We start from the raw sequence: 26,012 nt of genomic DNA, 5'->3' as shown, positions 1-26,012 counted from the left end.
TTTGCCAAAGGAACGGTATAAGAAAGACGTTTCTCCATTTCTGGAGAAACGTTTCAGATTGTTGACAAAGGGCTAAAATGCTTGATTTTAGCCCTTTGTCTTCATTTCAGCGTGATAGAAAACCTTTGCAGTCTAGGAAGGACGAGAACCGGAGCGGAGCGAATTTGACATTCGTGAGCACCGGAGCGCAGGACTGCGGGCGAATGCGAGGGTTTGTCTACACGCTGAAACATGCATCTGGCATGTCTTTTCCTATTTATTAGCGATTATCAATCGTTTCTGGATACATATCATGGTTCATCATACGATACGATGCCATTTCTTCATACTTTGTCCCAGGTTTCCCATAGTTCGTATACGGATCAATTGAAATACCGCCTCTTGGCGTAAATTTGCCCCAAACTTCAATATATCTTGGGTCCATCAATTCGATTAAGTCGTTCATAATAATGTTCATACAATCCTCATGGAAGTCACCATGGTTACGGAAGCTGAACAAATATAATTTTAGGGATTTACTTTCGACCATGATTTCATTTGGGATATAGCTGATATAAACTGTTGCAAAATCCGGTTGTCCTGTTTGCGGACATAGTGATGTAAATTCTGGGCAGTTGAATTTCACAAAGTAATCTCTATTTGTATGTTTATTTGGGAACGTTTCAAGCACTTGTGGTGCGTAATCAAACAAATAATTGGTTCCTTGGTTTCCTAGTAACGTGACACCTTCTAATTCTTCCGGTTTTCTTGTCGTCATGACATCTCTTCCTTTCTATACGCCTCGTTTATTTCCCCACAATAACGTGTGCAGCTGCGGCAGCACTCTTACGCGGTTTAAGTCTGGATCTTGTGCGACTTGATCTACAAGCGCTTCATATTTCTTTAATAAATGCGTCAATAAGTACGCATCATCACCTGTCGTCGTGTCATCATTTCCTACCTGCAAATAAAAAGGAAGCTCAGGGTATTTCGCATGAACATCCTTCGCATACGCTAGATCACGATCGTCAAAAATCACGACCTTCAGGCTTGCATGCTGCAATCTATTTCCGTTTTTCAGCTCATCTATGATACGTGTTAGTTTCGTAAAATCTGTTTTCATATTCGAGCTTGGCGGCTTAGGGGAAATGGTTAAGTCATCAATTTTCAAAAACCATTCCTGATACATCGTCCCTTGTGTTTCAAGCGCTGTATCAATCCCTTCTTCATGCAGCAAATCAATGAGGGATTCCATTTGTTTTAAAAGCGCAGGATTTCCTCCTGAAATGGTGACATGAGAAAAAGCCTGTCCGCCTATTCTTTTTAATTCTTTGACAATGTCTTCTGCCTCAAGCCACTGAATGTCATGCTTCGCTGAGCCGTCCCATGTAAAGGAGGAATCACACCAGCTGCAAGAGTAGTCACAGCCAGCCGTTCTGACAAACATTGTTTTTTGTCCAATCACCATTCCTTCTCCTTGAATGGTTGGACCAAAGATTTCTAATACAGGAATCGCTTTAGCCATTGATCTCAACTCGTTTCGGACGGTAAATGCAGTAGCTTGTTGGTGTCTCTCTGACAAAGACTTGAACACATGTTGGCTTGTTCGCTAAAGTCGATAAATACGCTGCGACTTTGTCATGTACGGTCTTTGCCACCACCTCAGTGGTTGGCATCGCGTATCGATCGTTTGATGAGAATTCCTCATGATCATTGAGCAGCGTGTGATCGTACTGCCCATGAATGAGCTTCTTCAATGTACTAAAATTGACAAGGAAACCCGATTCATCTAGGTCGTCGCCCGCAATTGTGATGTTGATGGTGTACGTATGACCATGAACACGGCTGCATGCGCCTGCATCTTCTCGCGGGATGAAATGGGCAGCCGATACATGCATGTCTTTATTCAATTCAAATGAAAATGGATGATCGGTTTGTGGATAGATTTGAGAAAGCATTTATTTTGCCTCCTTCATTTCCATATAAGTGTCATAGCCGTTTTTCCGCAGCTTACACGCAGGACATTCCCCGCAGCCATCAGAAATAATGCCGTTATAGCAAGTGAGCGTTTCATTTTTCACAAAATCCAGTGCATTGAGCTCATCTGCAAGCTTCCATGTTTCTGCTTTATTCAGCCACATCAGTGGTGTATGAATCACAAATGGTTTTTCCATTGCTAAATTCACTGTGACGTTGCAAGATTTCACAAACTCGTCACGGCAATCTGGATAGCCGCTAAAGTCTGTCTCACAAACACCAGTGATGATATGTCTTGCTCCAATTTGATACGCCAGAATAGAGGCAAAGGATAAGAACACTAAGTTTCTTCCTGGCACAAATGTGGAAGGAAGCTCTCCGTCTTTTTCCTCAATGTCAATGTCATCTCTTGTTAAAGCATTAGGTGCCAGTTGATTTAAAAGTGACATATCTAATAGATGATTCTTCACACCTAACTTGTCAGCAATTCTTTTGGCGACATCAATTTCTTCTTGATGACGCTGATTATAATGAAAGGTCACTGTTTCTACCTCTTCAAATTGTTGAAGTGCCCATAATAAACATGTCGTACTGTCCTGTCCCCCGCTGAAGACAACGACTGCTTTTTCATTTTTCATTTTCTGTTCTCCTCCTTTTGCAGATGCGTACAACCGTACAACACTGCATCTGAAAGGCTCCTGAAAACCCCTATTTTTCTCAAAAGAAAAGACACCTTTACATGAGTATGAGGTGTCCCAGCCATAAAAAATAAAAAATGCCACATCCAAGGATACGGCAAGTCCTTAGTTTTTTATAGAGGGTTTTGCTAGAACCTCTCCCGTCTTCACGGATTTTTGTTCAATTTTCACAGAGGATAGTGTACCACATATTTTTCATGCAGGCTATCCTTTCTTTACTTACCTAGCGATGCAGGCACTTTTTTTAGACAAAGAAAGAGAATAAAAAAGATGCTGACATATCCAAAAACCGGGTAAACCGTTGATATCAGTGTACCGTAACCAATTTTACTAATCACATAGCAGCATATGAGAATAAGGGATATCGTAAAGATGCTGTTCATTCGGATATATGCCCTTACTTGTCTCTCCAGCCCGTATAAATTGCCTATGACGGATGTAAAAACTTCACCGAAGATGACAAATAAATAAATGAGATGAATGGAGTTTGCAACTTGATACACGACCTGGGCCATTGGAATATCAAACGCCTCCAGCATATCTAATGAGGAAAGAGATAAAAAGCAAGCAAGCAAAATGAGTGTCAGCATGACGCCCCCAAGCACCGCTCCCTTTTTAATGACTGCTTCAGAGGTCATTTCATTTGCAACGGGTACTAACACTGCCTGTGACAGTGCTAAATTAAAGGCACCATAGGACACTGCTGATAGTATCCACTCGCCCTCACCCATTTGCAGCGCAAGAACATAACTTTCACTGCTGCTAAAAACAAATGAATCAAGAAACACAATCAATGAAAAGAAAATCAGCATTGGAACGACAAGGACGTTAACACCAAATAGTCCTTTTGAACCTTTAAAGAGTACAATGACGCTCAGAATGATCGTCAAAAAGATCCCATACTCCTTGGATATGCCAAGCTGTTCTTCAAAAATAGCCCCTGCACCTGAAATCATGACTGAGGTAACACCGAGTAAAATAAAAAACATCACAATATTAATATATCGACTCGCAGCTGCGCCAAATAAAAACCGGTTCATATCTTGATAAGATTCTGCTTTGATTCGTTTCGAAATCAGCATCATTTTTGCACCAAGGCCAGTAAAAATAACACCGCTAATCAGAATCCCTAATAGTCCAATCCAGCCAAAACGAACAAAAAACTCTACGATTTCTTTTCCTGTCGCAAACCCAGCTCCAACCACTGTTCCTACATATACAAAGGCAAGCTGAAAAGCGGATTCATTTGAACGTTTCATGTGACCCCTCCGCACCCATCACTTTCGATTGTCTCTTTTTTATCCTATGAGACAAGTTCCTTGAAAAGAAGGACAAACCATGATTAAATGCAAAAAAGGATTTTTATCCGTCTTTGAGCAAAACAGTTGAAAGTCAAAATAGGTCAGAGTATACTATAGTCAAAGATGGTCAAACAACAGACCATTTTCTTTAACATTCATTGGTCAAATAAAGTCAAACTTTATTTTAAGGAGGTCATGGCAAATGCGTTGTCAACATTGTCAAGTAAATGAAGCAACTATTCGCCTGAATATGCAAGTAAATTCGTCCCGGAGCCAAATGGTTTTATGTGAAGACTGCTATACCTCTTTGATGGAGCAGTCAAAAATGAAAATGGGACCTCAGCTTTTTGGAGGAAGTTCATTCTTCTCTCAGCAGGCAGGTCATGCCCCAAACATGGAGCAGCCAAAACAAAAAGGCTTACTCGATGAGCTTGGCCGTAACTTAACAGATGGAGCAAATGCTGGCTTAATTGATCCAGTCATTGGCCGTGATGAAGAAGTCGCAAGAGTCATTGAGATTTTAAATAGAAGAAATAAAAATAACCCTGTTCTTATTGGTGAACCAGGTGTTGGAAAAACAGCGATCGCAGAAGGACTCGCACTGAAAATTGCGAGCGGCGATGTACCAAATAAATTAAAGAACAAACAAATCTATTTATTAGATGTTTCTTCACTTGTCGCAAACACAGGTGTACGCGGTCAATTTGAGGAAAGAATGAAGCAGTTAATTAAAGAACTGCAGAGCCGTAAAAATATCATCTTATTTGTAGATGAAATCCACCTTCTTGTGGGCGCAGGATCTGCAGAAGGATCAATGGATGCTGGAAACATTTTAAAACCAGCCCTTGCAAGAGGCGAACTGCAGCTAGTAGGTGCGACGACATTAAAAGAATATCGCCAAATTGAAAAAGATGCTGCACTCGAACGACGCTTCCAGCCCGTTATCGTGGATGAGCCAACACCAGATGAAGCGATCGACATCTTAAAAGGTATTCAAGAGAAGTACGAGGCCTATCATGGTGTCACCTATTCAGATGAAGCCATCAAAGCGTGCGTTCAATTATCTTCCCGGTATATTCAAGACCGACATTTGCCGGATAAAGCCATTGATCTAATGGATGAAGCTGGTTCAAAAGCGAACCTCTCCATTGATGCAGCAAGTGAAGATGAACTGACAAACCGACTTGCGCAAATTGCCGCAGAAAAACAGGCTGCGCTAAAAGAAGAACAATATGAAAAAGCAGCGAAGCTTCGCGATGAAGAAGAAGCCATTGAAGCAAGACTTCAAAACAAAACAACTGACAAAGAGCATATCGTCACAGCAGAGGACATTCAGGCCATTGTGGAACAAAAAACAGGCATTCCTGTCGGCAAACTACAAGCAGACGAACAAACCAAAATGAAAGAAATTGATGTCCGTCTAAAAGCACGAGTAATTGGGCAGGAGCATGCGGTTGATAAAGTGGCGAAAGCCGTGAAAAGAAGCAGAGCTGGATTAAAATCGAAACATAGACCGACAGGCTCCTTCCTTTTCGTTGGACCAACAGGTGTCGGGAAAACCGAATTGTCTAAAACGCTGGCTGAAGAATTATTCGGTTCCAGAGATGCGATCATTCGTTTAGATATGAGTGAGTACATGGAAAAACACTCTGTGTCCAAACTCATCGGTTCTCCTCCTGGTTATGTTGGACATGATGAAGCTGGCCAGCTGACTGAAAAAGTGCGCAGAAAACCTTACAGCATCATTTTGCTGGATGAAATCGAAAAAGCACATCCAGATGTACAGCATATGTTCCTTCAAATCATGGAAGATGGGCGTTTAACAGACAGCCAAGGCAGAACTGTCAGCTTTAAAGATACAGTCATCATCATGACAAGTAACGCAGGCAGCGCAGATAAAACGGTCAAGGTCGGCTTCCAGTCTGATCAGGACGAAGCGATTGAGGAACAATCACTCATTGATTCGCTCAGCAGCTACTTCAAACCAGAATTTTTGAACCGTTTTGATAGCATCATTCAATTTGATTCACTAGACAGAGAGGACTTAGTGAAGATTGTTGATCTTCTGCTTAATGAGCTGTCAGAGCAATTAAAAGAGCAGAATTTAACAGTCCATGTCACAAATGAAGCGAAAGAAAAAATCGCAGAGCTTGGATATCACCCTGCATTTGGTGCTCGTCCACTTCGAAGAACCATCCAAGAGCACGTTGAAGATCAAATGACAGAGATCCTGCTTGAAGAGGAGCAGCTTTCTGGATTTACTGTGGATGTTGAACATGACGAAATCGTCGTAAAAAAAGGATAACTACACCTTCAGGATGATATGCACCTCCATCATGTTGCGGCGGCTAAGTTCCATCTGAACGCTGACGCTCCCCCGCCTCTTTTCCTTTACGATAAAAGAAAAAGAGATGGATCACATGATGAATTGGAGCTACGATCTTGTCAAAATCATGTATGAAGAAAAACTAAAAGAGCTGCTTCATTTAGATGAACCAGCACAAAATGATTAGATGGAGACTCCCTTTATATGAGAGGGAGTTTCTTCTTTTTACATATACAGAAAGCGCTTTCGTCAAAAATTCTTCACAGAAACTGTCTTAATTTTATATTCTGACTAAAACCCTTCTAGAACACACCGATATTAACTATAGAAAAAGATAGTTAAAGGATTTGGTGAGATAATGGACAAAACATCGTTAATTGGTATTATTTTAGCATTTATTGCACTAGGTGTCGGTATGGTTTTGAAAGGTGTGAGTCTAACTGCTCTTCTCAACCCGGCGGCTATATTAATCATCATTGTTGGGACGGTTGCAGCTGTTGTCATCGCATTCCCTTCTAGTGAAATTAAGAAAACACCAAAATTGTTCGGCAAAATTTTCAAAGACAGCCAGCTTCCAACGATTCAAGAAATGATCCCTCTATTTTCAAACTGGGCACAAATTGCGCGTCGTGAAGGCCTTTTGGCATTAGAAGCAAGTCTTGAGGAAGTCGATGATGATTTTCTAAAGAACGGGTTAAGCATGGCAGTTGACGGCCAAAGTGCTGAATTTATTCGAGACGTTTTAACAGAAGAAGTTGATGCCATGTCTGAAAGACATCAGTCAGGCGCATTAATCTTTACACAAGCTGGTACATACGCTCCGACACTAGGGGTACTTGGCGCCGTTGTCGGACTTATTGCAGCACTTGCCAACATGGGAGATATTGAAGCACTTGGACATGCAATCAGTGCTGCCTTCGTCGCCACACTGCTTGGGATTTTTACCGGGTATGTATTATGGCACCCATTTGCCAACAAATTGAAGCGTAAATCAAAGGAAGAAGTAAAGCTTCGTCTAATTATGATCGAAGGCATTCTTTCTGTTCTTGAAGGTCAATCTCCAAAAGTCATTGAACAAAAACTTCTTATGTACTTACCAGCAAAAGAACGTGCAAATCTTGTCATTGAAGAAGGAGAAAATCAAAATGGCTAGGAAACGTAAAAACCATGATCATGAAGACCATGTAGATGAATCTTGGCTTATCCCTTATGCCGATCTTCTGACACTTCTTCTCGCCCTCTTCATTGTGCTTTTTGCATCTAGTTCGATTGATGCGGCAAAATATGAACAGATGGCTAAGTCTTTTAATGTTGTTTTTACTGGCGGTACTGGTGTCATGGATCAATCCAGCATGCAAAGCACGGAAGAAACTGAACATAGCAACCAAGTCAAGAAAGCAGCCGAGGAAGAGAAAGATGAAGAAGCCAAAGCAAAGGCTCGAGACCAAGCGGTTCTCACAAAGGTCAAACAGCAGGTCGATTCATTCATTGCAAATAAAAAACTTGGTTCCAAGCTCGAAACAAAGCTTACGGATGAAGGACTTCTCATTACGATTGAGGATAGTATCTTCTTTGATTCCGGGCGGGCAGTTATTCGATCTCAGGATGTCCCGTTAGCAAAAGAAATCTCAAAGCTGCTCGTCATTAATCCCGCTCGTGACATCGTCATTAGCGGACATACAGATAATGTACCGATCAGAAATTCAGAATTTGAATCAAACTGGTATTTAAGCGCCATTCGTGCTGTGAACTTTTTAAATATTCTTCTTGAAAACAGCAACCTAGATCAAGAGAACTTTAGTACAAAAGGATACGGCGAATTCAAACCGATTGCCTCAAACGATACAGCAGAAGGCAGAAGTAAAAACCGGCGTGTAGAAGTACTCATTTTACCGATTGAGAAAAAAGCGAAATAAAAAAGGAAGCCAGCGGCTTCCTTTTTATTTATTCTTGATGATCATATAAATGCTTTGCACGCAGCCCTACATGTTTGAGCATATCGATGCAGGCATCTTTCTCTTCTTCGCTCAGGACACTGATCATCTCATGAATTTCTTTCGCATGATCTGGGAAGATGTCATCAAGCAAAGCTCGTCCCTGCTTTGTAATATGCGCAAATGTCACCCTGCGGTCTTCTGCACAAGCCTTCCGGCTGAGGAGTTCTTTCTTCTCCAATTTATCGACCACATAGGTGATGCTGCCGCTTGCAAGTAAGATCTTATCACCGATTTGCTGAAGCGGCTGATCACCTTTATGATACAGCAATTCTAGCACAGCAAATTCAGTTGGATTCAGCCCGTGCTTCACAATATGTTTGTTCATGTGATGATTAATTGAGCGATAGGCACGTGATAATACAATAAATAATTTCAATGATTTTTCAACATTATGATTTTCCATTTTTTATCATCCTTTATGAAATGCAACCCACTAATGTGACATTAATAAACAATAAGTAAAATGTCAACATTTTGATCCATCTTTAGCACGAAAATGAGACCAGAACGAATCACCTAATTTTTTAAAAATCACACAAGTCATCGTAATAAAGATAGGTTCAATGCTATAATAAGTCTATTAGGTAATACGTTGGAGCGATGAATGATGAGTATACTCAAAGGGTTTTGGAAGAAGATCAGACTTTACCTTATTTTGGTCATGCTTCCAACCCTAATCATTAGTTATTTTATCTACGAAAAAGAAACTGAAAAAATCGATTTAAAGAACAAACAAACCGCTACACTTATGTTAAATATTCACAAAAACCAAATGAATTATTTAATAAGTGAAACAGAAGCGAGATTAACTTCCCTTGCCATGGGATTTGACCAGCCGGTTGAGACGAAAAAAGTACAAAACATCCTAGAGAAAATTTATAAACAAGAACCTCGTTTTTCAGGTCTGTATCTCCTAGACAAAAAAGGAAATGTAACAGCAAGCACCACCCCGTTAAAGGAAAAAATCAACCTATCATTCAGAGATTACTTTAAACGCATTCAAGTGACCAAGCAGACCGTGATCACAGACAACTATGTGAGCCGAATTACAAAACAGCGGATTCTCTCCATTTGTGTGCCTGTTCTCGATGAAAATGAAGAGGTCACCAATGTGCTGATTGCCGCCATTCAAATTGATTATTTAAGAAATATTATGAATGTATTGAATCCTGATCTTCATTTTAAAATGCTGAATCAAAATGGACATGTCGTGTTTACAAGTGGTCCACAGCCAGTACCTGAGGGCGGCAGCACCGTGTCTACATATTTAGATGAAAACAGCTGGAAGCTGGAGGTCTTTCCGCAGCGTGCTTCAACAAGTGAAGTGCTGTCTGTGATGCTCATCCCTTTATCCAGTGCGTTTATTTTATTAAATATTTTATTCACACTAGTCCAGTATATCGTGTTAAGGCGGCAAACTCAGCAGGAGCGTCATCAAAATGAAGCGCAAAAGCTTGAATTGATCGGAACACTCGCAGCAAGTACAGCACACGAAATTCGCAACCCATTAACTGGGATCAGCGGATTTATCCAGCTATTGCAAAAGAAGTATCATTCAGAAGAAGATCAGCTCTATTTTTCTGTCATCGAGGAAGAAATTAAACGGATCAACCAAATCGTCAGTGAATTTCTTGTATTAGGAAAACCAACGGCAGAAAAATGGCAGAATAACTCTGTTAAAGAAATTGTAAGTGAGATCATGCCGATCGTTTTCTCTGAGGCAAACCTTTATAATGTCGAAGTGGATTTGCAAATCAATACGATTCAAGATGTGGGCGTGTATTGCACGAAGGATCATATTAAACAAGTCGTTTTAAATGTAGCAAAGAACTCTTTAGAAGCGATGCCAAACGGCGGTCATTTGAAGATTGTGATCGAAGCTGAAAAAGAACATGTCATCATTAAAGTAGCGGATACAGGTGAAGGCATACCAGAAGAGATGTTAAAGCACATCTTCCTCCCCTTTATTACGTCGAAGGAAAAAGGCACGGGTCTTGGGCTTGTCGTGTGTAAACGAATCATTTCGATGTATGGCGGAACAATTGATATTCATAGCGAAGTGAATAAAGGAACGACTGTTATGATCATGCTTCCTTCTGCTCACTCAGCATAGCTGAAGATGTCAGCCGGTTTTGCTTATGCAAGACCGGTTTTTCATGTCAATAAGAGGGGCGGTTCACAGATAAAAGACTCATTTGAGACACAAGATCATGAAAGGAGGGGGCAGATTGTTTCTCATGAAAAAGAAGATGCTGATACTCATTCATCAAGTTGTCCAGTTCTTGACTATATTTAATTGTCATCTCACCAGTGTACCCTTCCACTTGAGCAGCTTCTACCATCTGTTTTCTCTTCTCATCAATGGACATCAGCAATTGTTCTTTCCTTACATAAATATTCATGATCTCAGCTCCCGCAATGATTTCGACTGTCTATGCTCAAAATGATCCGACACCAAAATTATACTTTATTTGTAAATTAAATTAAATATGCTTATTTTATTTAATTTTTTACAGCCTAAAGACCTTTTACCCAATCAAATTTGGGGGTAAACTTCAAATTTGGACAGGACTGTCACATTGATTAAACAGAATTTTATCCTATACAGAAGATCAAAATCAACTATTTTCTTTCACATTTTATGTCTAATTTCCTAAAAAAAAGCTGATCTTCCGCCTCATGCGGAATGATCAGCTCTATCATTAAACCGTTTCTTCCTCGTAAATTGGCACCCAGCCCTCAGTTGTGACAAATATGCGAACTGCGACCACTTTGCGATCCTCTTGAAGTGTAAAGTAATGACGGATGTTTGGCGGAACAGAAATTAAATCACCTGGGTTCAATCTCACATCAAAAAAGACGCCATCCTTGCCTTGAATAGCAAAGATTCCGTGCCCGCTCACAATAAAGCGTACTTCATCATCTGTATGGTGATGCTCACGTTTAAAGTTTTGGAGCAGCTCATCAAGATTTGGCGTGGCATCAGATAATGAAATCACATCCTGCGCTTTGTACCCTCTTTTTTCAGAAATACTTTGGATTTCCTTTTGGAAAACAGTCAAAATCTCTTCCTTTTCCTCATCGGTTAAATCATACTTTTCTGATAAACGGTTTGGCAGCTTTTCAATATCCCAATGCTCATAAATAACCCCTTGGTTTTCTAAATATGATGCAACCTCTTGCTCGTTCTCAAGTAATGTGTTCTCTTCATTGTGAATCAAAATCGTCGCCATGTGCTTTTCCTCCTTTTTATCTTACAAGCTGCTGTTGATACAGCGCTAATTTTAAGTGATAGCTAAATAAAAATTCATATGCTTCTAATACTCGTTTTGCTTCAAAGGCTGTTTTTCCCCAGACCGTGATGCCATGATTGCGAATGAGTACAGCACCAGATGGCGCCTCTAGTGTCAGATGTTTGGCAAATTGCTCTGCAAGATGCGGAATATGAGCTGGATTTTCAATAATCGGAATCGACACTTCTGCATCCTCTTCCCAATAACCAAGCGCTTTGATGATTTCGTTGCCTTTAAAACGAATCTCTCCCTTATCCCCATACAGCTCTGACATCACATTATTATCAATGGTGTGGACATGGAGACAGCAGCCTGCTTTCGTCCGTTCATACACGTACGTGTGAAGCAGTGTTTCAGCTGATGGTCTAAGCGTCTCGTTCGGATCATGTGGCTGGCCTGCCGCGTTTACCAGCACAAAATCTTCGTTTGTTTCTTTTCGTTTATCTTTGCCGCTTGCCGTCACCAAAAACGTGATTGGATCATCCGACACCTTGATCGATAAATTACCGCTTGTTCCGAAAAACCAGTCTCTTTGGGCCAGTTCACGTTTAACGTCTGCTAGCTCCTGCCAGCGTTTGCTCTTTGCGTCTGCCATTCCTTCACTTCCTTTATTTGAACAAATTGCGCGTGTAGATCAACAAATGTGTCAAACTCCTTATGTACGAGCCCGAGCTCTTGACATTCATTGAGCAAGTAGTCGCGCGCAAACGTAAGATCTGCATGTTTCGCCGCCTCCACATCAGTCACTGAATCTCCGATCATGATGATGAAATCATCCTCATGAGTCAGGTTTCGAATGATTGAGGGCTTGCAGCATCCGCATCCATTTTGACATTGCGTATCGCAGGCATGCGGCCATTCAATCTGAATATGCTCTTCCCCAAATGATGCATGATTGCAATAAATATCGTCTCGATCGACAATGCCTTCGAGGATGGGGTAGACAAAAAAGTCCATCCCCCCACTAAGTACATAGAAAGGAATGTCTGCTTTTTTTACCTCATCCACAAATTCCTTAAATCCTTCTCGAATCTCTGTATCCTCTAAAATAAATGATTGAATGGCTTCCTTCTGATCACTTGTCAGTAATTGAAACATCTGCCCGACGCCTTCTTGAATGGTAATTTCCTTTGACAGGACACCATCCTTCAGTTTCGTCCATTCACTCGGTGCAAACTGTTTCATGATGCGGATGATATTATCATTTTTTGTAATTGTTCCATCAAAATCACAACACACAATTGGTTTTTTCATTATTCTGCTACCCTTCCCCAAAGATCAAGTGCCGCTTTTAAGTCTTGGCAGGAAGCCGCCTTATCTTGGATAGACTCTTCCTGTATAACGGCATCAATGATCGAACGAAATGCCTTCCCTCCGCCGATGGCTCCCCGCGGATGTCCGTGAATGCCTCCACCTGCGTTAATCACATGATCAATTCCAAAATCTTTGATCAATACTGGAACCATTCCTGGATGAATGCCTGCTGACGGGACAGGGAATGTTTTTTGAACCGTATCCTCTTTCACGCAAGCTTCATAGATTCCAAGGGCATCCTTTTTCGGAAGTGCAACCGATCCATAAGGTGAGGGAAAGAGGCTCAAATCAGCGCCAGCATATCGGTTTAATTTGCCTAAAAGAAGAGAATGCGAGAATCCATATTCAGTAGAGGATGTCAATGCACCACTCACTGCGGGATGCGCCATAATAGGCAGTGGAATATCTGGATCCTCAGCTAAGCTTTGCATGACATCAAGACCGTAAGCAAAGACATTGAATAAGAGCGCATCTGCTCCAAGTTCAGCGGCCTTTCTCGCTCGATCCCTCAGGTCAAAGGTTCTGCCCGTTAAATTGACAGCATACAGCGTGCGGTGTCCTGTCTCTTCATAGGTTTCTTTTAAAATCTCTTTTCCTTCTTTGATTCGCTCTTCAAAAGGAGCTAATGGACTTTCAAATAAAATTTCATCGTCTTTGATGAGGTCAACCTCGCCTAATGCCTGTAAACGGAGCTGCTCTTTTAAATCCTGCATATCACGGCCGATAACACCTTTAAAAATACTCATCAATAATGGACGATCAAATACATTTACCTTATTTCGTATGCCATCAATTCCAAATGCCGGTCCTGGCAGGCTTTTTTTAAATTCTTCAGAAAATTGGATATCGACTAGCTTCACTTTTCCGTCTAGTGAAAGCTTTCCAAAAATCGTCGTGAAAACAGCTGGTAAATCTGCTGAAAAGTTTGCCTCAGGATAAGCAATGGTCACCTCTGATTGATAAAGGCCATTTTCGGCTGGAGCAGCCTTTTCTAATACTTTTTCAACTCGGCCTTTATGCTTTTGAAGCTGCTCCTTTTTGAGCTGAGGCAAATCCGTCCATGATCCAACTGTTAAACCAAGCGCGATCTGCTCCGCTTTTCGATTTATTTGTTCATCCTCTCGATGTGTTAATACGTATGTTGCCAGTAATTCACTCACTAGGAATCCCCTTTCGATTGCATCATGCATATGTTCAATAAAAAAACCTCTTCAAGTGCTTCTTGAGCGCCTTAAAGAGGTTATTTCGTGTTATTCATCCGAATCTTATCTCTCAGCGCTTGCTGCAAGAATTAGCACCGTGCTTCATGGAAGTCGGTTGCCGGGCTTCATTGGGCTAGTCCCTCTGCCTACTCTTGATAAGAATATTCAATTTTCTTAAATATTGCCTGAATTATCGCACCATTTTTTTATGTTGTCAATGGCTTTTTTTCAAACAGCTTCAAGGCAGCGATGCGCTGAGCAGCTTCTTGTAACCGCTCCTCGCTTGTTAGAAGCCCTACTCTCACGTACCCTTCACCGTGAGCACCAAAGCCATTACCTGGCGCTACAACAACATGCGCTTTTTCTAATAATAAATCAGAAAAGGCTTCAGATGTATATCCTTCTGGCACCTTTAACCAAGCAAAAAATGATCCCTTTGGTGCACTGACTTCCCAGCCGATTTCTTTGCAGGCAGCTATCCACACATTCCGCCTTTTCTCATATCGGTCATTTTGCAGCCGTACGCACGTTTGATCGCTTAATAGGGCTTCCACTGCTGCATCCTGCGTGGCTTTAAACAACGAGACAAACAAATGATCCTGATAAAGCTCAATCGCTTCAATAACAGACGGATTACCTGCTGCAAATCCTACTCTCCACCCTGCCATATTGTACGTTTTAGACAATGTGTAAATTTCTATTCCCGTCTCTTTCGCTCCATCTACTTGCAGAAAGCTGATCGGCTTTTCCCCATCAAATCCAATGCCGCCATATGCAAAATCATGAACAACACATAGCTTGTGATCTTTCGCAAATGTAACGGTTTTTTCAAAAAATGAACGGCTTGCCGTAGCCCCCGTCGGATTGTTGGGGTAATTTAAGTACATTAATTTCGCCTTTTTCTTATCATCCTCAGGCAGCAAATCGTAGTCAGGTAAAAAATCATTTTTTTCAAGAAGTGGCATGGTCACCATATGAGCTCCAGCAAGTACAGCACCTGACCAATAATCAGGATAACCTGGGTCAGGGACGAGAAGCGTATCACCCGGATTCAGCAGGCATTGAGGCAGCTCAACAAGCCCTGCTTTCCCGCCAAATAAAATCGCAATTTCCGTCTTTGGATCAAGCGTAACGCCATATTCTCTTTCATAAAAAGCGGCAGCGGCTTTTTTTAATTTCGCTGTTCCACGGAATGAGGAGTATTGATGATTTTCAGGTTTTGCTACCGCTTCCTGCATGGCTTTTACAATGTGCGGAGGAGTTGGCTGATCAGGATTTCCCTGCCCCAAATTAATGATATCTGCCCCTTCCTGCACTTTTTTCTGCACCTTTTGGACAAGAGACGCAAAAAATTGTTTCGGTAATTGTTTCAACACATCTGATTGCTGGAATTCCATTTCTTCACCTTCTATTCAAGTTACGTAACAATACAATCACTGTAATGGATTGTTTTATGAATTGTAAAGCAATTTTGAAAAAAGATTGACATGTAAAGCGCAGCTCTGATAATATCTTGAATTAAGAAATGCAAACAGACACGAAACAATTACATATTGATTTCTCTTATCGAGAGTTGGGCGAGGGATTTGGCCTTTTGACCCCAACAGCAACCGACCGTTAATACCACTGTGAAGTGGGGCGCAGCAAGTAACGCGCCAAGACAATTGTCTTATAGGGCACGGTGCTAATTCCATCAGACGTATGTGCTGAGAGATAAGAGAGGCTTTGAGCATACACACCATCAAGCCTCTTTCTCTCAGGAGAAAGAGGCTTTTTTATATGATTTGGAGGGGAAGCAATTGGTTACACTTACGGCATCATATGAAGAACTAACAGAAAGCTCGGCAGTTGCACTCGCAATTAGACTTGGCTTAATCCAAGAAAGCAGTCATTTGACTTGTACTGAAATCGGCGACGGGAATTTAAATTACGTCTTTCATATTTATGATCACAAACAAGCAAAAGGATTGATCATCAAGCAGGCGCTGCCTTATGCAAAGGTGGTTGGTGAGAGCTGGCCTCTTACATTAGACCGGGCAAGAATTGAAAGTGCTGCCCTGATCAAACAGTCAGAATATGCGCCGCATCTCGTACCAGCAGTCTATTATTCAGATACAGCTCTTGCAGTGACAGCCATGGAGGATCTCTCACACTTAGAAATCGTCAGAAAAGGGCTAATTGCCGGAAAACAATATCCGCATTTATCTGATCATGTTGGAGAATTTTTAGGAAAAACACTTTTTTATACATCTGACTTTGCGACAAATCCTAAAATCAAAAAACAATTTGTGAAGCAATTTACGAACCCTGACCTGTGTGATATCACAGAAAAACTCGTCTTCACAGACCCTTTCTTTGATAGTGAAACAAATGACTTCGAAGAAGAATTAAGAGAATCAGCAGAAGCGCTTTGGGCAGATCTTGAGCTGCAAGCCAAAGCAGCAGAATTGAAGCGTATCTTCCTCACATCAGCTGAAACATTGGTTCATGGAGATCTTCATACAGGCAGTATTTTTGCAAATGAGACTGAAACGAAAATCATTGATCCAGAATTCGCGTTTTACGGTCCCTTTGGATTCGATATCGGCCACTTTATCGCCAATCTGTTCCTGAATGCTTTATCTCGCGAGAATGAACACGAGCAGCAGCACCTTTTTGACCATGTCGTCAATGTATGGGCAACATTCAAAGAAGTGTTCACAAAAGCTTGGAAAGAGGACAGCATTGAAGCATTTAGTGTATCGGACAGCTTTTTAGAAACAACGTTTGATCGGATTTTAAAAGAAGCGACAGGCTTTGCCGGCTGTGAGCTTGTCCGCCGAACAATTGGTCTTGCTCATGCCGCAGATCTTGATGCGATTCCATCACCAACTAGACGGATTCAGCAGAAAAAAGCAGCACTGACACTTGGTAAAACATTTATCAAACAATATCATGCAGTGGAAACAGCGTCTGACCTCGTCGCATTATTCCAGCCATCTGTAAAGGAGTGACGGGTTTTGTCAAAAGAATTTGAAGTCCCCCGTTCTGTCGAATGGGAAGAAAACCGTATTAACATTTTAAATCAGCAAAAATTACCGACCGAAACCGTCTTTGAGCATTTATATACGAAAGAAGATGTGTATGATGCAATTGTGACATTAAAAGTACGCGGAGCGCCTGCGATTGGCATTACAGCAGCATTTGGACTGGCACTTAGTGCGCAAGCCATTGAGACAGAAGAAATCGATGTTTTTAAACAAGAAGTGATTCGAATCAAAGAATATTTAAACAGTGCTCGTCCAACCGCTGTGAACCTCGCCTGGGCATTAGACCGGCTGCTGCAGCGCATTCAGCGTGCAGCGTCAGTGAATGCAGCTAAAACAGATCTTGTCCATGAAGCCATTCAAATTCAAATTGAAGATGAAGAAACATGCAGACAAATCGGCCAAAATGCACTTCAGCTCTTTAAATCAGGTGACCGTATCATGACCATTTGTAATGCAGGCTCCATCGCAACGAGCCGGTACGGAACAGCTCTTGCTCCCTTTTATTTAGCCAAAAAGAAAAATCTTGACCTTCACATTTATGCATGTGAAACACGCCCTGTTCTTCAAGGCGCTCGTCTGACAACATGGGAGCTCATGCAAGGCGGCGTGGATGTGACGCTCATTACTGATAACATGGCGGCCCATACGATGAAAGAAAAGCAAATTTCTGCTGTCATTGTTGGAGCAGACCGTATCGCTCGTAATGGAGATACAGCGAATAAGATTGGAACGTTGGGTCTTGCCGTTCTAGCCAAGCATTTTCACATTCCGTTTTTTGTAGCAGCACCGCTTTCAACCTTTGATGTATCCACCCGAGACGGATCAGATATCCCAATTGAAGAGCGCGACCCGCTGGAAGTAAAGGAATTAAACGGTGTCCCCATTGCACCGCCCGATGTTCAAGTATTCAATCCCGCCTTTGATGTCACTCCTCATCATCTTATTTCAGGCATCATTACAGAAAAGGGAATTATCACATCGAACTATGCAGAAGAGATTGATGCTCTTTTCGCCGAAAGCATCTCCCAATGATCGCAAAAAAGCGCCGTGTTCTTGTCATTTAAGAGCACCGCGCTTTTTTGTTTCTTGATTCGTTTTTGTTAAGATTTCTTTTTTCTGTTCTTCCGTCAAAACGTTCATTTTGACACATAGTGACGTAACTGCATACACTTTACCTTTTTTGCCCCAAAACATGCCAGCGCCCTCCTTTTTCCCTCAACCAACTTTTTTAGCTTAATAAAAGGATATGTCGCTTAGGAAAAATTCGGAACAGGTCAATCGATTTATTTTTGAACAAATGGGATGCCTTCTAATTCAAGGAGGACCGCTTTCATGTCTGTCTTCGATCCTGCATAGCCCGTCAGAGACCGGTCTTTTCCAATCACCCTGTGACACGGAATAAAAATAGGTAATGCATTTCGTCTGTTAGCTTGTCCGATGGCTCTTACAGCCTTGGGATTGCCTATCGCTTCTGCAATGTCTGCATAGCTTTTTGATTCACCATATGGAATGGCCGACAATGCTCCCCACACCTGCTCTTGGAACGGAGAACCTATTTGCTTGAGCGGGAGATCGAATACTCGACGCTCTCCCTTGAAATATTCATCTAGCTGCTTTTTCGCTTCTTGTAAGACAGGCGTATCTGCTTGCTTTAGATTCACTGCCTGCTTTTTTGCTAAAAACGGCTCATCATCAAACATCACCTCGATGATGGCACCGTCCTTTTCTAGTATGTATAATGCCCCGATGGGTGCGTGATAGACGGTATAATACACGTTACTGCTCTCCTTCTTGTTTCTGCTGCCTTAGTGGCAGCGTGAGATGGAAGACGGTTCCTACGCCTTCCTCACTTTCTACCTCAATGGTTCCTTGATGCTCTTCAATAATTTTATAACTAACCATTAACCCAAGTCCAGTTCCTCTTTCTTTCGTTGTATAAAAAGGCTCACCTAGACGCTTTAGCTTATCCTCTGCCATTCCGCAGCCTTCATCACGCAGTGAAATGACAATATGCTCCTCGCCCTTCCGCTGAATGCTCACATAGACATTTCCTTTGCGCGGCATGACTTCAATTGCATTTTTTAAAATGTTAATAAAGACCTGCTTTAATTGGTTTTGTTCACAATATATCAGTGGTATCTCGTCCAGCACATTGAGATGCATTTGAACATTGCCAAGATTAGCCTGTGCGTGCAGGAGATCCATCGTATCCTTCACAATTTGCACCACATTTTTCTCTTCATATACAATAGCTTGCGGTTTCGCTAAAATCAAAAATTCGGTGATGATGGATTCTATTCTTTTCAGCTCTGATGTGATGACATTAAAATAGAGCGAATACTCCCCTTCTATATTTCCTTTTAACAGCTGAATGAAGCCTTTTAATGCTGTCATCGGGTTTCTAATTTCATGAGCAATTCCAGCAGCAAGCTCTCCGACCACATGAAGGGTATCTGATTTTCTCACCCGCTCTTCTAATTCCTTCCGCTCTGTCACATCTCTAAAGATGGCCAAATTCATATTATGGATAATGTTACGTTTAAAAGAGAATTCCAGTATACGCTGATCTGGATGGTTCAGTACAAATGGAACCTCATTATCCATTTCATCTAATGACATCGCCTCGGCTGGTTGAGCCAAATTTTCAATTTGATAAGGGGCAAGGATGTGGAAAAGATTCATTTCTGTTAAATGATCGTCCTTCAATTGAAGCAGCTCGCTAGCAGATGGATTGACTTCAATGATTCGGTATTGATTATCAAAAAGAACAATGCCGTCCATTGACCCATTAAATACTTTACGGAATTTGAGCTCACTTTCGCGCAGCTCCTGCTCCATTCTTTTTCGATCACTTACATTACGTAAAATGGTTAAGTGCTGTCCTTCTAATACCGCATGCTTTGATGTAAACTCAAGCTCTTTATACTGCCCATTTGCCATTTTGAACAATAGCTCTTCCCTTATTTCATGATTGCGGATATAACGTCTTCTTGTTGGTCTATATCTCTTATCAGATTTGACGAGAAAGTCGGTAAGTTTTTTGCCAATCAGCGAGTGCATCGGTAATTCAAAAATTCGGCAGGCTGATTCATTGGCTCTCACAATCTCTCCATCATCCGCCCATATGATGATGGCATCCATTGCATTTTCGAAAATTTCTCTAAAGCGTTCTTCACTTTTTAACAGTTTCTCTTCCATCAGTCTTTTTTCTGTAATATCCCGCATGATGGACATATAAAAACCACTCATCACATTTGATGTAATGGTGAGTTCGAATAATTTTTGCTGGCCAGATTGAAGGGTAACAGGAAGCTCCCCTTTTGCTTTCCCTGTTTCTTTAAGTGACGTTAAAAGATGCTGCAATGCTGGAAGATTATCGCCTTCGACAAATTCATGTAAATAGCGATCGGTTAAATCCGTCTTTTGCAGTTCAAAGCTCTGACAAAAAGAATGATTCGCATCAATCATGCAGCCATCCTGATCAAATATGACCATCCCGTCAATAGCTCGGTCAAACAAATCTTTGAACAGCTGCTCATTCATGGAGCGTTCTCGTTCTAATATTTTCTTTGAAGAAATGTCTCGCATGACCACTATATATTGCTGATTCATGGTGTCATGCTCTGCGACAAATTCAATGTATTTTGTTTCACCACTTTCAAGCTGAATGGAGATTTCTCTTTTTAACGTACCTTTTCGAAAAAATAGATCGAGTGAGCATTCAACTTTATCTTTCGGGATGCCGTATAGGAAATCTAGAACGGATTTATTGAGGAGGTCTTCTTTCGGTGTCTGTACAAGCCTGCATGTTGCTTCGTTGGCTTGGATGATGTTGAGGTGTTGATCAAATATAAAAATGGCATCTAGCGTCTTATTTAACAGCATTTTTTGCTGCATCAACTCAGTTCGCAAATATTCGTTCTCTTTTTCTAATTTTCTGATATCTCCTGCAGGGGTTAATCTATTGCCATCGAGCGTTTCAGTCATTCTCTTACACTCCTTTTCCAGCCTCATTCCTCTACAATATTTCTACAATATTTTCATTGTTCCTTCATTCGACTCATAAAAAAAGATAACTTTTTACACGAAGACTGTCTCATTTATTTCATTTGGATGACAGGATTGTATAACAATTCACTTTTCTTACGCTTCTTTTACAACCGTTCTACAATTTCACATCAAATAGCGAATTAAGCGAAAATGTATTTTAGAATGGGGCAAATAAGGGAACAGTGCACTTAGAACATTTATGTTTGAAATCGAGCAGGAAAGGTGATTTTATGGCATCTTCACGAGATAGTTATTTTGATAATGCGAAATTCCTTCTGATTTTTCTAGTTGTTTTTGGTCATTTGTTACGATCATTCATTCACGATAATGACTGGATGCTCTATTTATACAAGTTTATTTATACCTTTCACATGCCCGCCTTTATTTTAGTTTCTGGCTTTTTTGCAAAAGGGTTTAGAAAACCGGGCTTTATGAAAAAAGTCGCCGTTAAGCTGATCATCCCATATTTAATCTTTCAGGTGATCTATTCGGTTTACTATTACCTATTACAGGATCAAAGCATAACCAATTTAAATCCAATTGATCCGCAATGGTCCTTATGGTTTTTAATTAGTTTATTCTTTTGGAATTTGCTGCTTATTCCTTTTTCAAAACTACCTTTCCACTGGGCGATGATCGTCAGTTTATCGATTGCATTACTTGTCGGTTATGTGGACAGCATCAGCAATACACTCAGCTTATCACGTACGTTTGTCTTTTTGCCTATGTTTTTAGCTGGATTTTATTTAAAAAAGCAGCATTTTGAATTCATTCGTACAAGCAAAGGAAAACTGGCAGCACTTTTTGTATTGATGGCTGTCTTCCTGTTTTGCTACTTCTATGAATTTGATTATTCCTTCTTATTTGGCTCAAAGTCGTATGCTTCTCTAGGAGATGAAGGAATGATTGCGGCGATGAAACGAATGGCATGGTATTTGCTTGCATTTGGTGCTACATTCAGCTTCTTTGCATTAGTTCCAACACGCCGTTTCTTCTTTACAAAATGGGGAACAAGAACGTTATATGTTTATTTATTACATGGCTTTGTGATCAAGCTGCTAAGAACCACTTGGTTTGATGACTGGGCGCTAAATGCAGCAAGTGTTCTTATTTTATTGCTGCTGACCATTCTGTTAACCTTTACCCTGTCTAGCACTTTTGTTAAAACCGTTGCACAGCCAGTGATTGAGCTCAAAATGAACAACTTCATGCGAACGATCACCGGTAGGCAAGGGAGTTATATCAAATAAAAAACGATCCTTATTGGATCGTTTTAGATTGTTGACAAAGTGCTAAAATGTTCTTTATTTTAGCACTTTGTCTTCTTTTCAGCGCGATAGAAAACCTTTGCAGTCTAGGAAGGACGAGCACTGGAGCGGAGCGAATTTGACATTCGTGAGCACCGGAGCGCAGACCTGACACCGAATGCGAGGGTTTGTCTACACGCTGAAACGATCCTTATTGGATCGTTTTTTCTATTTCTTATTCTGCTTACATGCAGCATCTTTCTTTGGCTTCATCAACGTATCAATCCATTTGCTGCTGTTGATATCTCCAAGCTCACTGCCAAATTCCTCTTCTAAAATATCTGGGTCCATTGGCTTTTTATGGTCCTTCATCTCTTTGCTCTTCATATGCTTCTTAGTCACGAGATGCTCCCCCTTGTTTCCCTTTATGAGAATTTCGGTTTGCCTGACGATCTCTTGATTGTTCGTCAAATTGGGTTTGTCCTTGATCATGTGCCATGCTTTCTGTCGGTGTCATATTATTTGTTAATGCTTCATTTTTCGCTGCTTTTCTTTTCATCTGAATTCAGTCCTTTTTTGGCAGGTTTAGTTCTTCTCTTAATTGGTCAAGGAATTCCTTCATCTGCTTGACCGTCACTGGCTTTTCCTCAGGTTTTAACTCATAGCCAATTTGTCCATTGGCTTCTAGCGTGGCTTTTTTGAGACTGCTGATGTCAGTGATGCCTTGCTGCTTTAAACGCATTCTAAATTCGTCCCTTGTGAGCCTTGTTTTCTTCAGCTTATGATCGAGCATTTCGCCATCCTGTAAAATCACGACCGATTTGCCTGAAAGCAACTTTTCAAAGAAATCAGATTGAATCGACAGTTTTTCCATAATGACAAGTGCCACAATAAAGATGGTAGCTGCATAAATGGTTTCAAGTAAATTATGCTCAATAAAGGGTTGGATAATAATCGATCCGATTGAAATCATAATCACTGTTTGTTGTACAGTTAATTGACTAATGGATTTAGGCCCTGCTATTCTCAGCAGCAAGGTACCAACTAGCAGCATGACAATTGCTTTCCATAACACATCCAGCACGTCTCGTTCACCTCTTACCTATAGATTGCGAACATCCCATGTGATTTAGCCAGTTAGATAATGGAAATAAAAAAACAGCATTCAAATTGAATGCTGTTTAGCCAATGATGACGCGCTCTTTCGGATAATGATAATTCGCTTCGCTTTCTCTTCGGCCGATTAAATATAAAAAGCTTGGAATACCGATCCGTCCAATAAACATGACAACCATGATGATACATTTACCAAACACAGTGAGATCTGATGTAATCCCAAGCGACAGTCCCGTTGTTCCGAAAGCAGAGCAAACTTCAAATAAATTTTCAAGAAGTGTATTATGCTCTGTTAAGGATAACAGGAACGTAGCGCCAAAAACCAAAATAAAGGCCATCATGGTCACCATAAGGGATTTATTAATATCCGCTTGATGAAGCTCCCTCTTGAAGATTTTGATGGACTTATTTCCCCTAGCATAATGAAACAATGCGAGTAAATTAAGGGCAAACGTAGTTGTCCGAATTCCGCCCCCCACAGAGCTTGGGGAAGCCCCGATAAACATGAGCATACATAAAAATAAAAGCGTCGGTTCGGTCAGCTGCGTAATATCTAACGTTGTCAGCCCCCCGCTTCTTGTTGCAGTCGATTGAAACAAAGAGTAAAACAAGATTTCGTGCCAGCTTTTCCCTACGAAGCTAAACCCGGCTTCAAGTGCATAGATTCCAAGCGCTCCAACAACGACAAGACCGCCAAACGTGAGCGTTGTGATTTTTGTAAACAATGAGAACGATGCGTGCTTTCGGTCCTGATTGAACAAATAATCCTTCACTTCCACGAGCACAGGAAAACCAATCGCTCCAAAGATGATCAGCAGCATTGTAATAAACTGGACGAAATAATCATCTTTGTAAGGGATAAGCGAGCTCCCCGTAATATCGAAGCCCCCATTGGTTGTCGCACTAATACTCGAGAAGAAGCCATGTAAGAAAGCTCCTTGCACATCATAATATTTGAGAAAATACATGCTTAATATCAGCCCGCCGACAAACTCAATCAGTAAAATTAAATATAAGACCTGCTTCATTAGTTTTACAATTCCAGATAAATTGCTCTGGTTTTGATCTGCCATGATAAGTTTTCTTTCTTTAATCCCAATTCTTTTTCGCATGACAAGCCATACGAAGGTACCGAGCGTCATAATGCCAATGCCTCCGATTTGCAGAACAAACGCAAGGATCCACATCCCTGTGACACTAAATGTTTGTGAGGTGTCGACAACAGTCAGTCCTGTGACACTTACAGCACTCACCGCTGTAAACAAGGCATCAATGAATGTCCATTTGACTCCCTCTTGATGAGCCACTGGAAGGCTGAGAAGAATAAGCGACACGGTTACAGCAAGAAAATAATAAAGGGCAATCAACTGAAACGCTGACAGCCGGTCAATTAGCTTTTTTATAGGATTCATTGTCATTCCTTCTTTTATCTATCTTTTCGAATACCTTTATCATTTTAATGAAAAGAGACATGATTTTAAAGCTATTTTATGCTTTATTTTCTTTTTCATCAAAAAGAAAAAGACATCCTGTAAAAGAATGTCTTTTCGTCCTTCTTATTTTGCTTCAAGTCTTCTGATTCTTTCATTTAAATCAGGGTGTGTTGAGAAAAGAGAAGCTTTTCGTTTACCGCTGATTTTTAGCGTAGCGACTGCTGTTTGATCATCATCTTTGATTCTTGACGTGTACGCCTCAAGTGAACGAAGCGCATGAATCATTTTATCTTTACCCGCAAGGTCGGCTCCGCCGCGGTCTGCATGGAATTCACGGTGTCTAGAATATGCAAACACGACAAGACTTCCTAGGATAGAGAAAATGATTTGGAAAACAATCACAGCGATAAAGTGAACAATCGGCACAAGCTCTTCACGTGAAACAAAACGGCTTGCGATCCATGCCGCAATTCTTGAAAGGAAGACAACGAACGTGTTGACGATTCCTTGAAGCAGCGTCATTGTCACCATGTCACCATTTGCAACGTGAGCGACTTCGTGGGCGATTACACCTTCAACTGCTGCATCATCCATTTCATGAAGTAATCCAGTTGATACCGCAACAAGTGATCTTCTCTTAGAAGGACCTGTTGCAAATGCATTTACTTCAGATGATTGATAAATACCAACCTCAGGCATTTTAGAAAGGCCTGCTGCTCTTGAAAGTCTGTGCACTCGGTCAACAAGCTGCTGCTCATCATATGTTAATGAATCCTTTTCTGGATTTAACACACGTACACCCATCATCATTTTTGCCATCCAACGAGACATTGCAAGTGACATAAACGAGCCAACAAAACCAACAACTGCACTGAATACAAGAAGATAAAGGATATTAAGTCTTCCGTCTGCTCCTATATAAGAACCAACACCAGTTGCTGCACTAATAACCGACAGTACAATACCAATCGTAGTGATAACAAGAATGTTCGTTAATATAAACAGAAATATTCTCTTACCCATACATAACCTCCGCTGTCATATTAAGTT

At 41.0% G+C, this 26,012-nt stretch carries 27 protein-coding genes and 3 riboswitches; of the genes, 7 read left to right on the top strand and 20 right to left on the bottom strand.

The genetic code is table 11. The features are described 5' to 3' along the window. Window positions 1-259: 259 nt before the first annotated feature. The 5 genes from queF to AMR95_RS17355 form a co-directional block, all read right to left on the bottom strand. Window positions 260-757, bottom strand: a complete 498-nt coding sequence (gene queF / locus AMR95_RS17375; protein ID WP_003211403.1) for a preQ(1) synthase — start codon at window positions 755-757, stop codon at window positions 260-262. A 15-nt stretch (window positions 758-772) separates the two neighbouring features. Beyond that, complete coding sequence (queE, locus tag AMR95_RS17370; protein WP_047202223.1) at window positions 773-1,504, bottom strand: 7-carboxy-7-deazaguanine synthase QueE; 732 nt, start codon at window positions 1,502-1,504, stop codon at window positions 773-775. After that, entirely contained in the window at window positions 1,497-1,937 is a 441-nt protein-coding gene (gene queD / locus AMR95_RS17365) for a 6-carboxytetrahydropterin synthase QueD (RefSeq protein ID WP_048238732.1), read from the bottom strand. Before queD ends, queE begins: the two co-directional genes overlap by 8 nt. Continuing rightward, window positions 1,938-2,594, bottom strand: a complete 657-nt coding sequence (gene queC, locus AMR95_RS17360) for a 7-cyano-7-deazaguanine synthase QueC (RefSeq protein ID WP_058838978.1) — start codon at window positions 2,592-2,594, stop codon at window positions 1,938-1,940. It lies immediately after the preceding gene. A gap of 159 nt (window positions 2,595-2,753) precedes the next feature. Next, window positions 2,754-2,798, bottom strand: a riboswitch (PreQ1 riboswitch). Window positions 2,799-2,869: 71 nt separating this feature from the next. Next, complete coding sequence (locus AMR95_RS17355) at window positions 2,870-3,913, bottom strand: YkvI family membrane protein (protein WP_058838977.1); 1,044 nt, start codon at window positions 3,911-3,913, stop codon at window positions 2,870-2,872. A gap of 244 nt (window positions 3,914-4,157) precedes the next feature. On the opposite strand from AMR95_RS17355, the gene AMR95_RS17350 reads away from it, so the two are divergent. From AMR95_RS17350 to motB, 3 genes are all read left to right on the top strand, one after another. Continuing rightward, complete coding sequence (locus tag AMR95_RS17350; RefSeq protein ID WP_058838976.1) at window positions 4,158-6,260, top strand: ATP-dependent Clp protease ATP-binding subunit; 2,103 nt, start codon at window positions 4,158-4,160, stop codon at window positions 6,258-6,260. Window positions 6,261-6,639: 379 nt separating this feature from the next. After that, window positions 6,640-7,434 carry a flagellar motor stator protein MotA gene (gene motA / locus AMR95_RS17345; protein WP_024424680.1) on the top strand — a complete coding sequence of 265 codons (795 nt, stop codon included), beginning with the start codon at window positions 6,640-6,642 and terminating at the stop codon, window positions 7,432-7,434. Then, entirely contained in the window at window positions 7,427-8,197 is a 771-nt protein-coding gene (motB, locus tag AMR95_RS17340) for a flagellar motor protein MotB (protein WP_039178076.1), read from the top strand. Before motA ends, motB begins: the two co-directional genes overlap by 8 nt. Before the next feature lie 28 nt (window positions 8,198-8,225). Here the strand turns inward: motB and AMR95_RS17335 are convergent, their stop codons facing one another. Next, complete coding sequence (locus AMR95_RS17335; protein WP_034281539.1) at window positions 8,226-8,681, bottom strand: MarR family winged helix-turn-helix transcriptional regulator; 456 nt, start codon at window positions 8,679-8,681, stop codon at window positions 8,226-8,228. A 204-nt stretch (window positions 8,682-8,885) separates the two neighbouring features. Between AMR95_RS17335 and AMR95_RS17330 the strand changes: the two genes are divergently transcribed. Next, window positions 8,886-10,391: an ATP-binding protein gene (locus tag AMR95_RS17330; RefSeq protein WP_058838975.1), complete on the top strand. Its 1,506-nt coding sequence runs from the start codon at window positions 8,886-8,888 to the stop codon at window positions 10,389-10,391. Between the two features lie 46 nt (window positions 10,392-10,437). On the opposite strand, the gene AMR95_RS17325 is transcribed toward AMR95_RS17330, so the two are convergent. The 6 genes from AMR95_RS17325 to AMR95_RS17300 all read right to left on the bottom strand — a co-directional run bounded on the left by AMR95_RS17325 (window position 10,438) and on the right by AMR95_RS17300 (window position 15,484). Continuing rightward, window positions 10,438-10,680: an aspartyl-phosphate phosphatase Spo0E family protein gene (locus tag AMR95_RS17325; protein ID WP_039178071.1), complete on the bottom strand. Its 243-nt coding sequence runs from the start codon at window positions 10,678-10,680 to the stop codon at window positions 10,438-10,440. Between the two features lie 300 nt (window positions 10,681-10,980). After that, a complete protein-coding gene (locus AMR95_RS17320) occupies window positions 10,981-11,511 on the bottom strand; it encodes a 1,2-dihydroxy-3-keto-5-methylthiopentene dioxygenase (RefSeq protein WP_024426834.1) in 531 nt (176 codons plus the stop codon). A 16-nt stretch (window positions 11,512-11,527) separates the two neighbouring features. Continuing rightward, window positions 11,528-12,166: a methylthioribulose 1-phosphate dehydratase gene (locus AMR95_RS19460; protein ID WP_058838974.1), complete on the bottom strand. Its 639-nt coding sequence runs from the start codon at window positions 12,164-12,166 to the stop codon at window positions 11,528-11,530. Continuing rightward, a complete protein-coding gene (locus AMR95_RS19455) occupies window positions 12,130-12,825 on the bottom strand; it encodes a 2-hydroxy-3-keto-5-methylthiopentenyl-1-phosphate phosphatase (protein ID WP_058838973.1) in 696 nt (231 codons plus the stop codon). Before AMR95_RS19455 ends, AMR95_RS19460 begins: the two co-directional genes overlap by 37 nt. After that, a complete protein-coding gene (gene mtnW, locus AMR95_RS17305) occupies window positions 12,825-14,045 on the bottom strand; it encodes a 2,3-diketo-5-methylthiopentyl-1-phosphate enolase (RefSeq protein ID WP_058838972.1) in 1,221 nt (406 codons plus the stop codon). The genes AMR95_RS19455 and mtnW overlap by 1 nt, the downstream gene beginning before the upstream one ends. 102 nt (window positions 14,046-14,147) lie before the next feature. After that, window positions 14,148-14,249: riboswitch (SAM riboswitch) on the bottom strand. 44 nt (window positions 14,250-14,293) lie between these two features. Continuing rightward, entirely contained in the window at window positions 14,294-15,484 is a 1,191-nt protein-coding gene (locus AMR95_RS17300; RefSeq protein WP_058838971.1) for a pyridoxal phosphate-dependent aminotransferase, read from the bottom strand. A gap of 164 nt (window positions 15,485-15,648) precedes the next feature. After that, a riboswitch (SAM riboswitch) is annotated at window positions 15,649-15,806 on the top strand. Between the two features lie 80 nt (window positions 15,807-15,886). On the opposite strand from AMR95_RS17300, the gene mtnK reads away from it, so the two are divergent. Both mtnK and mtnA read left to right on the top strand, forming a co-directional pair. Next, entirely contained in the window at window positions 15,887-17,080 is a 1,194-nt protein-coding gene (gene mtnK, locus AMR95_RS17295) for an S-methyl-5-thioribose kinase (protein WP_058838970.1), read from the top strand. Window positions 17,081-17,086: 6 nt separating this feature from the next. Further along, window positions 17,087-18,148, top strand: coding sequence for an S-methyl-5-thioribose-1-phosphate isomerase (mtnA, locus tag AMR95_RS17290; RefSeq protein WP_058838969.1), 1,062 nt, complete (start codon window positions 17,087-17,089; stop codon window positions 18,146-18,148). A gap of 24 nt (window positions 18,149-18,172) precedes the next feature. Here the strand turns inward: mtnA and AMR95_RS19310 are convergent, their stop codons facing one another. The 3 genes from AMR95_RS19310 to AMR95_RS17280 all read right to left on the bottom strand — a co-directional run bounded on the left by AMR95_RS19310 (window position 18,173) and on the right by AMR95_RS17280 (window position 21,103). Then, entirely contained in the window at window positions 18,173-18,310 is a 138-nt protein-coding gene (locus tag AMR95_RS19310) for a hypothetical protein (protein ID WP_186304662.1), read from the bottom strand. Window positions 18,311-18,399: 89 nt separating this feature from the next. Further along, window positions 18,400-18,891: a methylated-DNA--[protein]-cysteine S-methyltransferase gene (locus tag AMR95_RS17285; RefSeq protein ID WP_058838968.1), complete on the bottom strand. Its 492-nt coding sequence runs from the start codon at window positions 18,889-18,891 to the stop codon at window positions 18,400-18,402. Window position 18,892: 1 nt separating this feature from the next. Next, window positions 18,893-21,103, bottom strand: coding sequence for a PAS domain-containing sensor histidine kinase (locus AMR95_RS17280; RefSeq protein WP_039178058.1), 2,211 nt, complete (start codon window positions 21,101-21,103; stop codon window positions 18,893-18,895). 293 nt (window positions 21,104-21,396) lie between these two features. On the opposite strand from AMR95_RS17280, the gene AMR95_RS17275 reads away from it, so the two are divergent. Next, a complete protein-coding gene (locus tag AMR95_RS17275) occupies window positions 21,397-22,416 on the top strand; it encodes an acyltransferase family protein (protein WP_039178056.1) in 1,020 nt (339 codons plus the stop codon). A gap of 225 nt (window positions 22,417-22,641) precedes the next feature. On the opposite strand, the gene AMR95_RS19305 is transcribed toward AMR95_RS17275, so the two are convergent. From AMR95_RS19305 to htpX, 5 genes are all read right to left on the bottom strand, one after another. Next, complete coding sequence (locus tag AMR95_RS19305) at window positions 22,642-22,815, bottom strand: hypothetical protein (protein WP_175297136.1); 174 nt, start codon at window positions 22,813-22,815, stop codon at window positions 22,642-22,644. Next, a complete protein-coding gene (locus AMR95_RS19300; RefSeq protein WP_087975542.1) occupies window positions 22,808-22,972 on the bottom strand; it encodes a hypothetical protein in 165 nt (54 codons plus the stop codon). Before AMR95_RS19300 ends, AMR95_RS19305 begins: the two co-directional genes overlap by 8 nt. 6 nt (window positions 22,973-22,978) lie before the next feature. Then, the gene (locus AMR95_RS17270) at window positions 22,979-23,497 is read right to left on the bottom strand and encodes a DUF421 domain-containing protein (RefSeq protein WP_039178055.1); all 519 of its coding nucleotides are present in this window, start codon (window positions 23,495-23,497) and stop codon (window positions 22,979-22,981) included. A gap of 97 nt (window positions 23,498-23,594) precedes the next feature. After that, window positions 23,595-24,941, bottom strand: a complete 1,347-nt coding sequence (locus AMR95_RS17265) for a TrkH family potassium uptake protein (RefSeq protein WP_082672267.1) — start codon at window positions 24,939-24,941, stop codon at window positions 23,595-23,597. A 144-nt stretch (window positions 24,942-25,085) separates the two neighbouring features. Then, window positions 25,086-25,985: a protease HtpX gene (gene htpX, locus AMR95_RS17260; protein WP_024424664.1), complete on the bottom strand. Its 900-nt coding sequence runs from the start codon at window positions 25,983-25,985 to the stop codon at window positions 25,086-25,088. Between the last annotated feature and the right edge of the window lie 27 nt (window positions 25,986-26,012).

Source organism: Bacillus sp. G1(2015b), assembly GCF_001482475.1.
GTDB classification, from domain to species: Bacteria; Bacillota; Bacilli; order Bacillales; family Bacillaceae; genus Bacillus; species Bacillus safensis.
This window is presented reverse-complemented; position numbering and strand designations above follow the sequence as displayed.

What these genes read in the sequence shown, in the direction of transcription:
- motB (WP_039178076.1), top strand. Translation starts at nt 7,427, where the DNA reads ATGGCTAGGAAACGTAAAAACCATGATCATGAAGACCATGTAGATGAA.
- AMR95_RS17300 (WP_058838971.1), bottom strand. Translation starts at nt 15,484, where the DNA reads ATGGAATTCCAGCAATCAGATGTGTTGAAACAATTACCGAAACAATTT.
- AMR95_RS17325 (WP_039178071.1), bottom strand. Translation starts at nt 10,680, where the DNA reads ATGAATATTTATGTAAGGAAAGAACAATTGCTGATGTCCATTGATGAG.
- queD (WP_048238732.1), bottom strand. Translation starts at nt 1,937, where the DNA reads ATGCTTTCTCAAATCTATCCACAAACCGATCATCCATTTTCATTTGAA.
- AMR95_RS17275 (WP_039178056.1), top strand. Translation starts at nt 21,397, where the DNA reads ATGGCATCTTCACGAGATAGTTATTTTGATAATGCGAAATTCCTTCTG.
- AMR95_RS17265 (WP_082672267.1), bottom strand. Translation starts at nt 24,941, where the DNA reads ATGAATCCTATAAAAAAGCTAATTGACCGGCTGTCAGCGTTTCAGTTG.
- AMR95_RS17355 (WP_058838977.1), bottom strand. Translation starts at nt 3,913, where the DNA reads ATGAAACGTTCAAATGAATCCGCTTTTCAGCTTGCCTTTGTATATGTA.
- AMR95_RS19460 (WP_058838974.1), bottom strand. Translation starts at nt 12,166, where the DNA reads ATGGCAGACGCAAAGAGCAAACGCTGGCAGGAGCTAGCAGACGTTAAA.
- AMR95_RS19300 (WP_087975542.1), bottom strand. Translation starts at nt 22,972, where the DNA reads ATGAAAAGAAAAGCAGCGAAAAATGAAGCATTAACAAATAATATGACA.
- AMR95_RS17330 (WP_058838975.1), top strand. Translation starts at nt 8,886, where the DNA reads ATGAGTATACTCAAAGGGTTTTGGAAGAAGATCAGACTTTACCTTATT.
- queC (WP_058838978.1), bottom strand. Translation starts at nt 2,594, where the DNA reads ATGAAAAATGAAAAAGCAGTCGTTGTCTTCAGCGGGGGACAGGACAGT.
- queF (WP_003211403.1), bottom strand. Translation starts at nt 757, where the DNA reads ATGACGACAAGAAAACCGGAAGAATTAGAAGGTGTCACGTTACTAGGA.
- AMR95_RS17280 (WP_039178058.1), bottom strand. Translation starts at nt 21,103, where the DNA reads ATGACTGAAACGCTCGATGGCAATAGATTAACCCCTGCAGGAGATATC.
- htpX (WP_024424664.1), bottom strand. Translation starts at nt 25,985, where the DNA reads ATGGGTAAGAGAATATTTCTGTTTATATTAACGAACATTCTTGTTATC.
- motA (WP_024424680.1), top strand. Translation starts at nt 6,640, where the DNA reads ATGGACAAAACATCGTTAATTGGTATTATTTTAGCATTTATTGCACTA.
- queE (WP_047202223.1), bottom strand. Translation starts at nt 1,504, where the DNA reads ATGGCTAAAGCGATTCCTGTATTAGAAATCTTTGGTCCAACCATTCAA.
- AMR95_RS17320 (WP_024426834.1), bottom strand. Translation starts at nt 11,511, where the DNA reads ATGGCGACGATTTTGATTCACAATGAAGAGAACACATTACTTGAGAAC.
- AMR95_RS19455 (WP_058838973.1), bottom strand. Translation starts at nt 12,825, where the DNA reads ATGAAAAAACCAATTGTGTGTTGTGATTTTGATGGAACAATTACAAAA.
- AMR95_RS17350 (WP_058838976.1), top strand. Translation starts at nt 4,158, where the DNA reads ATGCGTTGTCAACATTGTCAAGTAAATGAAGCAACTATTCGCCTGAAT.
- AMR95_RS19310 (WP_186304662.1), bottom strand. Translation starts at nt 18,310, where the DNA reads ATGTTTTGGGGCAAAAAAGGTAAAGTGTATGCAGTTACGTCACTATGT.
- AMR95_RS17335 (WP_034281539.1), bottom strand. Translation starts at nt 8,681, where the DNA reads ATGGAAAATCATAATGTTGAAAAATCATTGAAATTATTTATTGTATTA.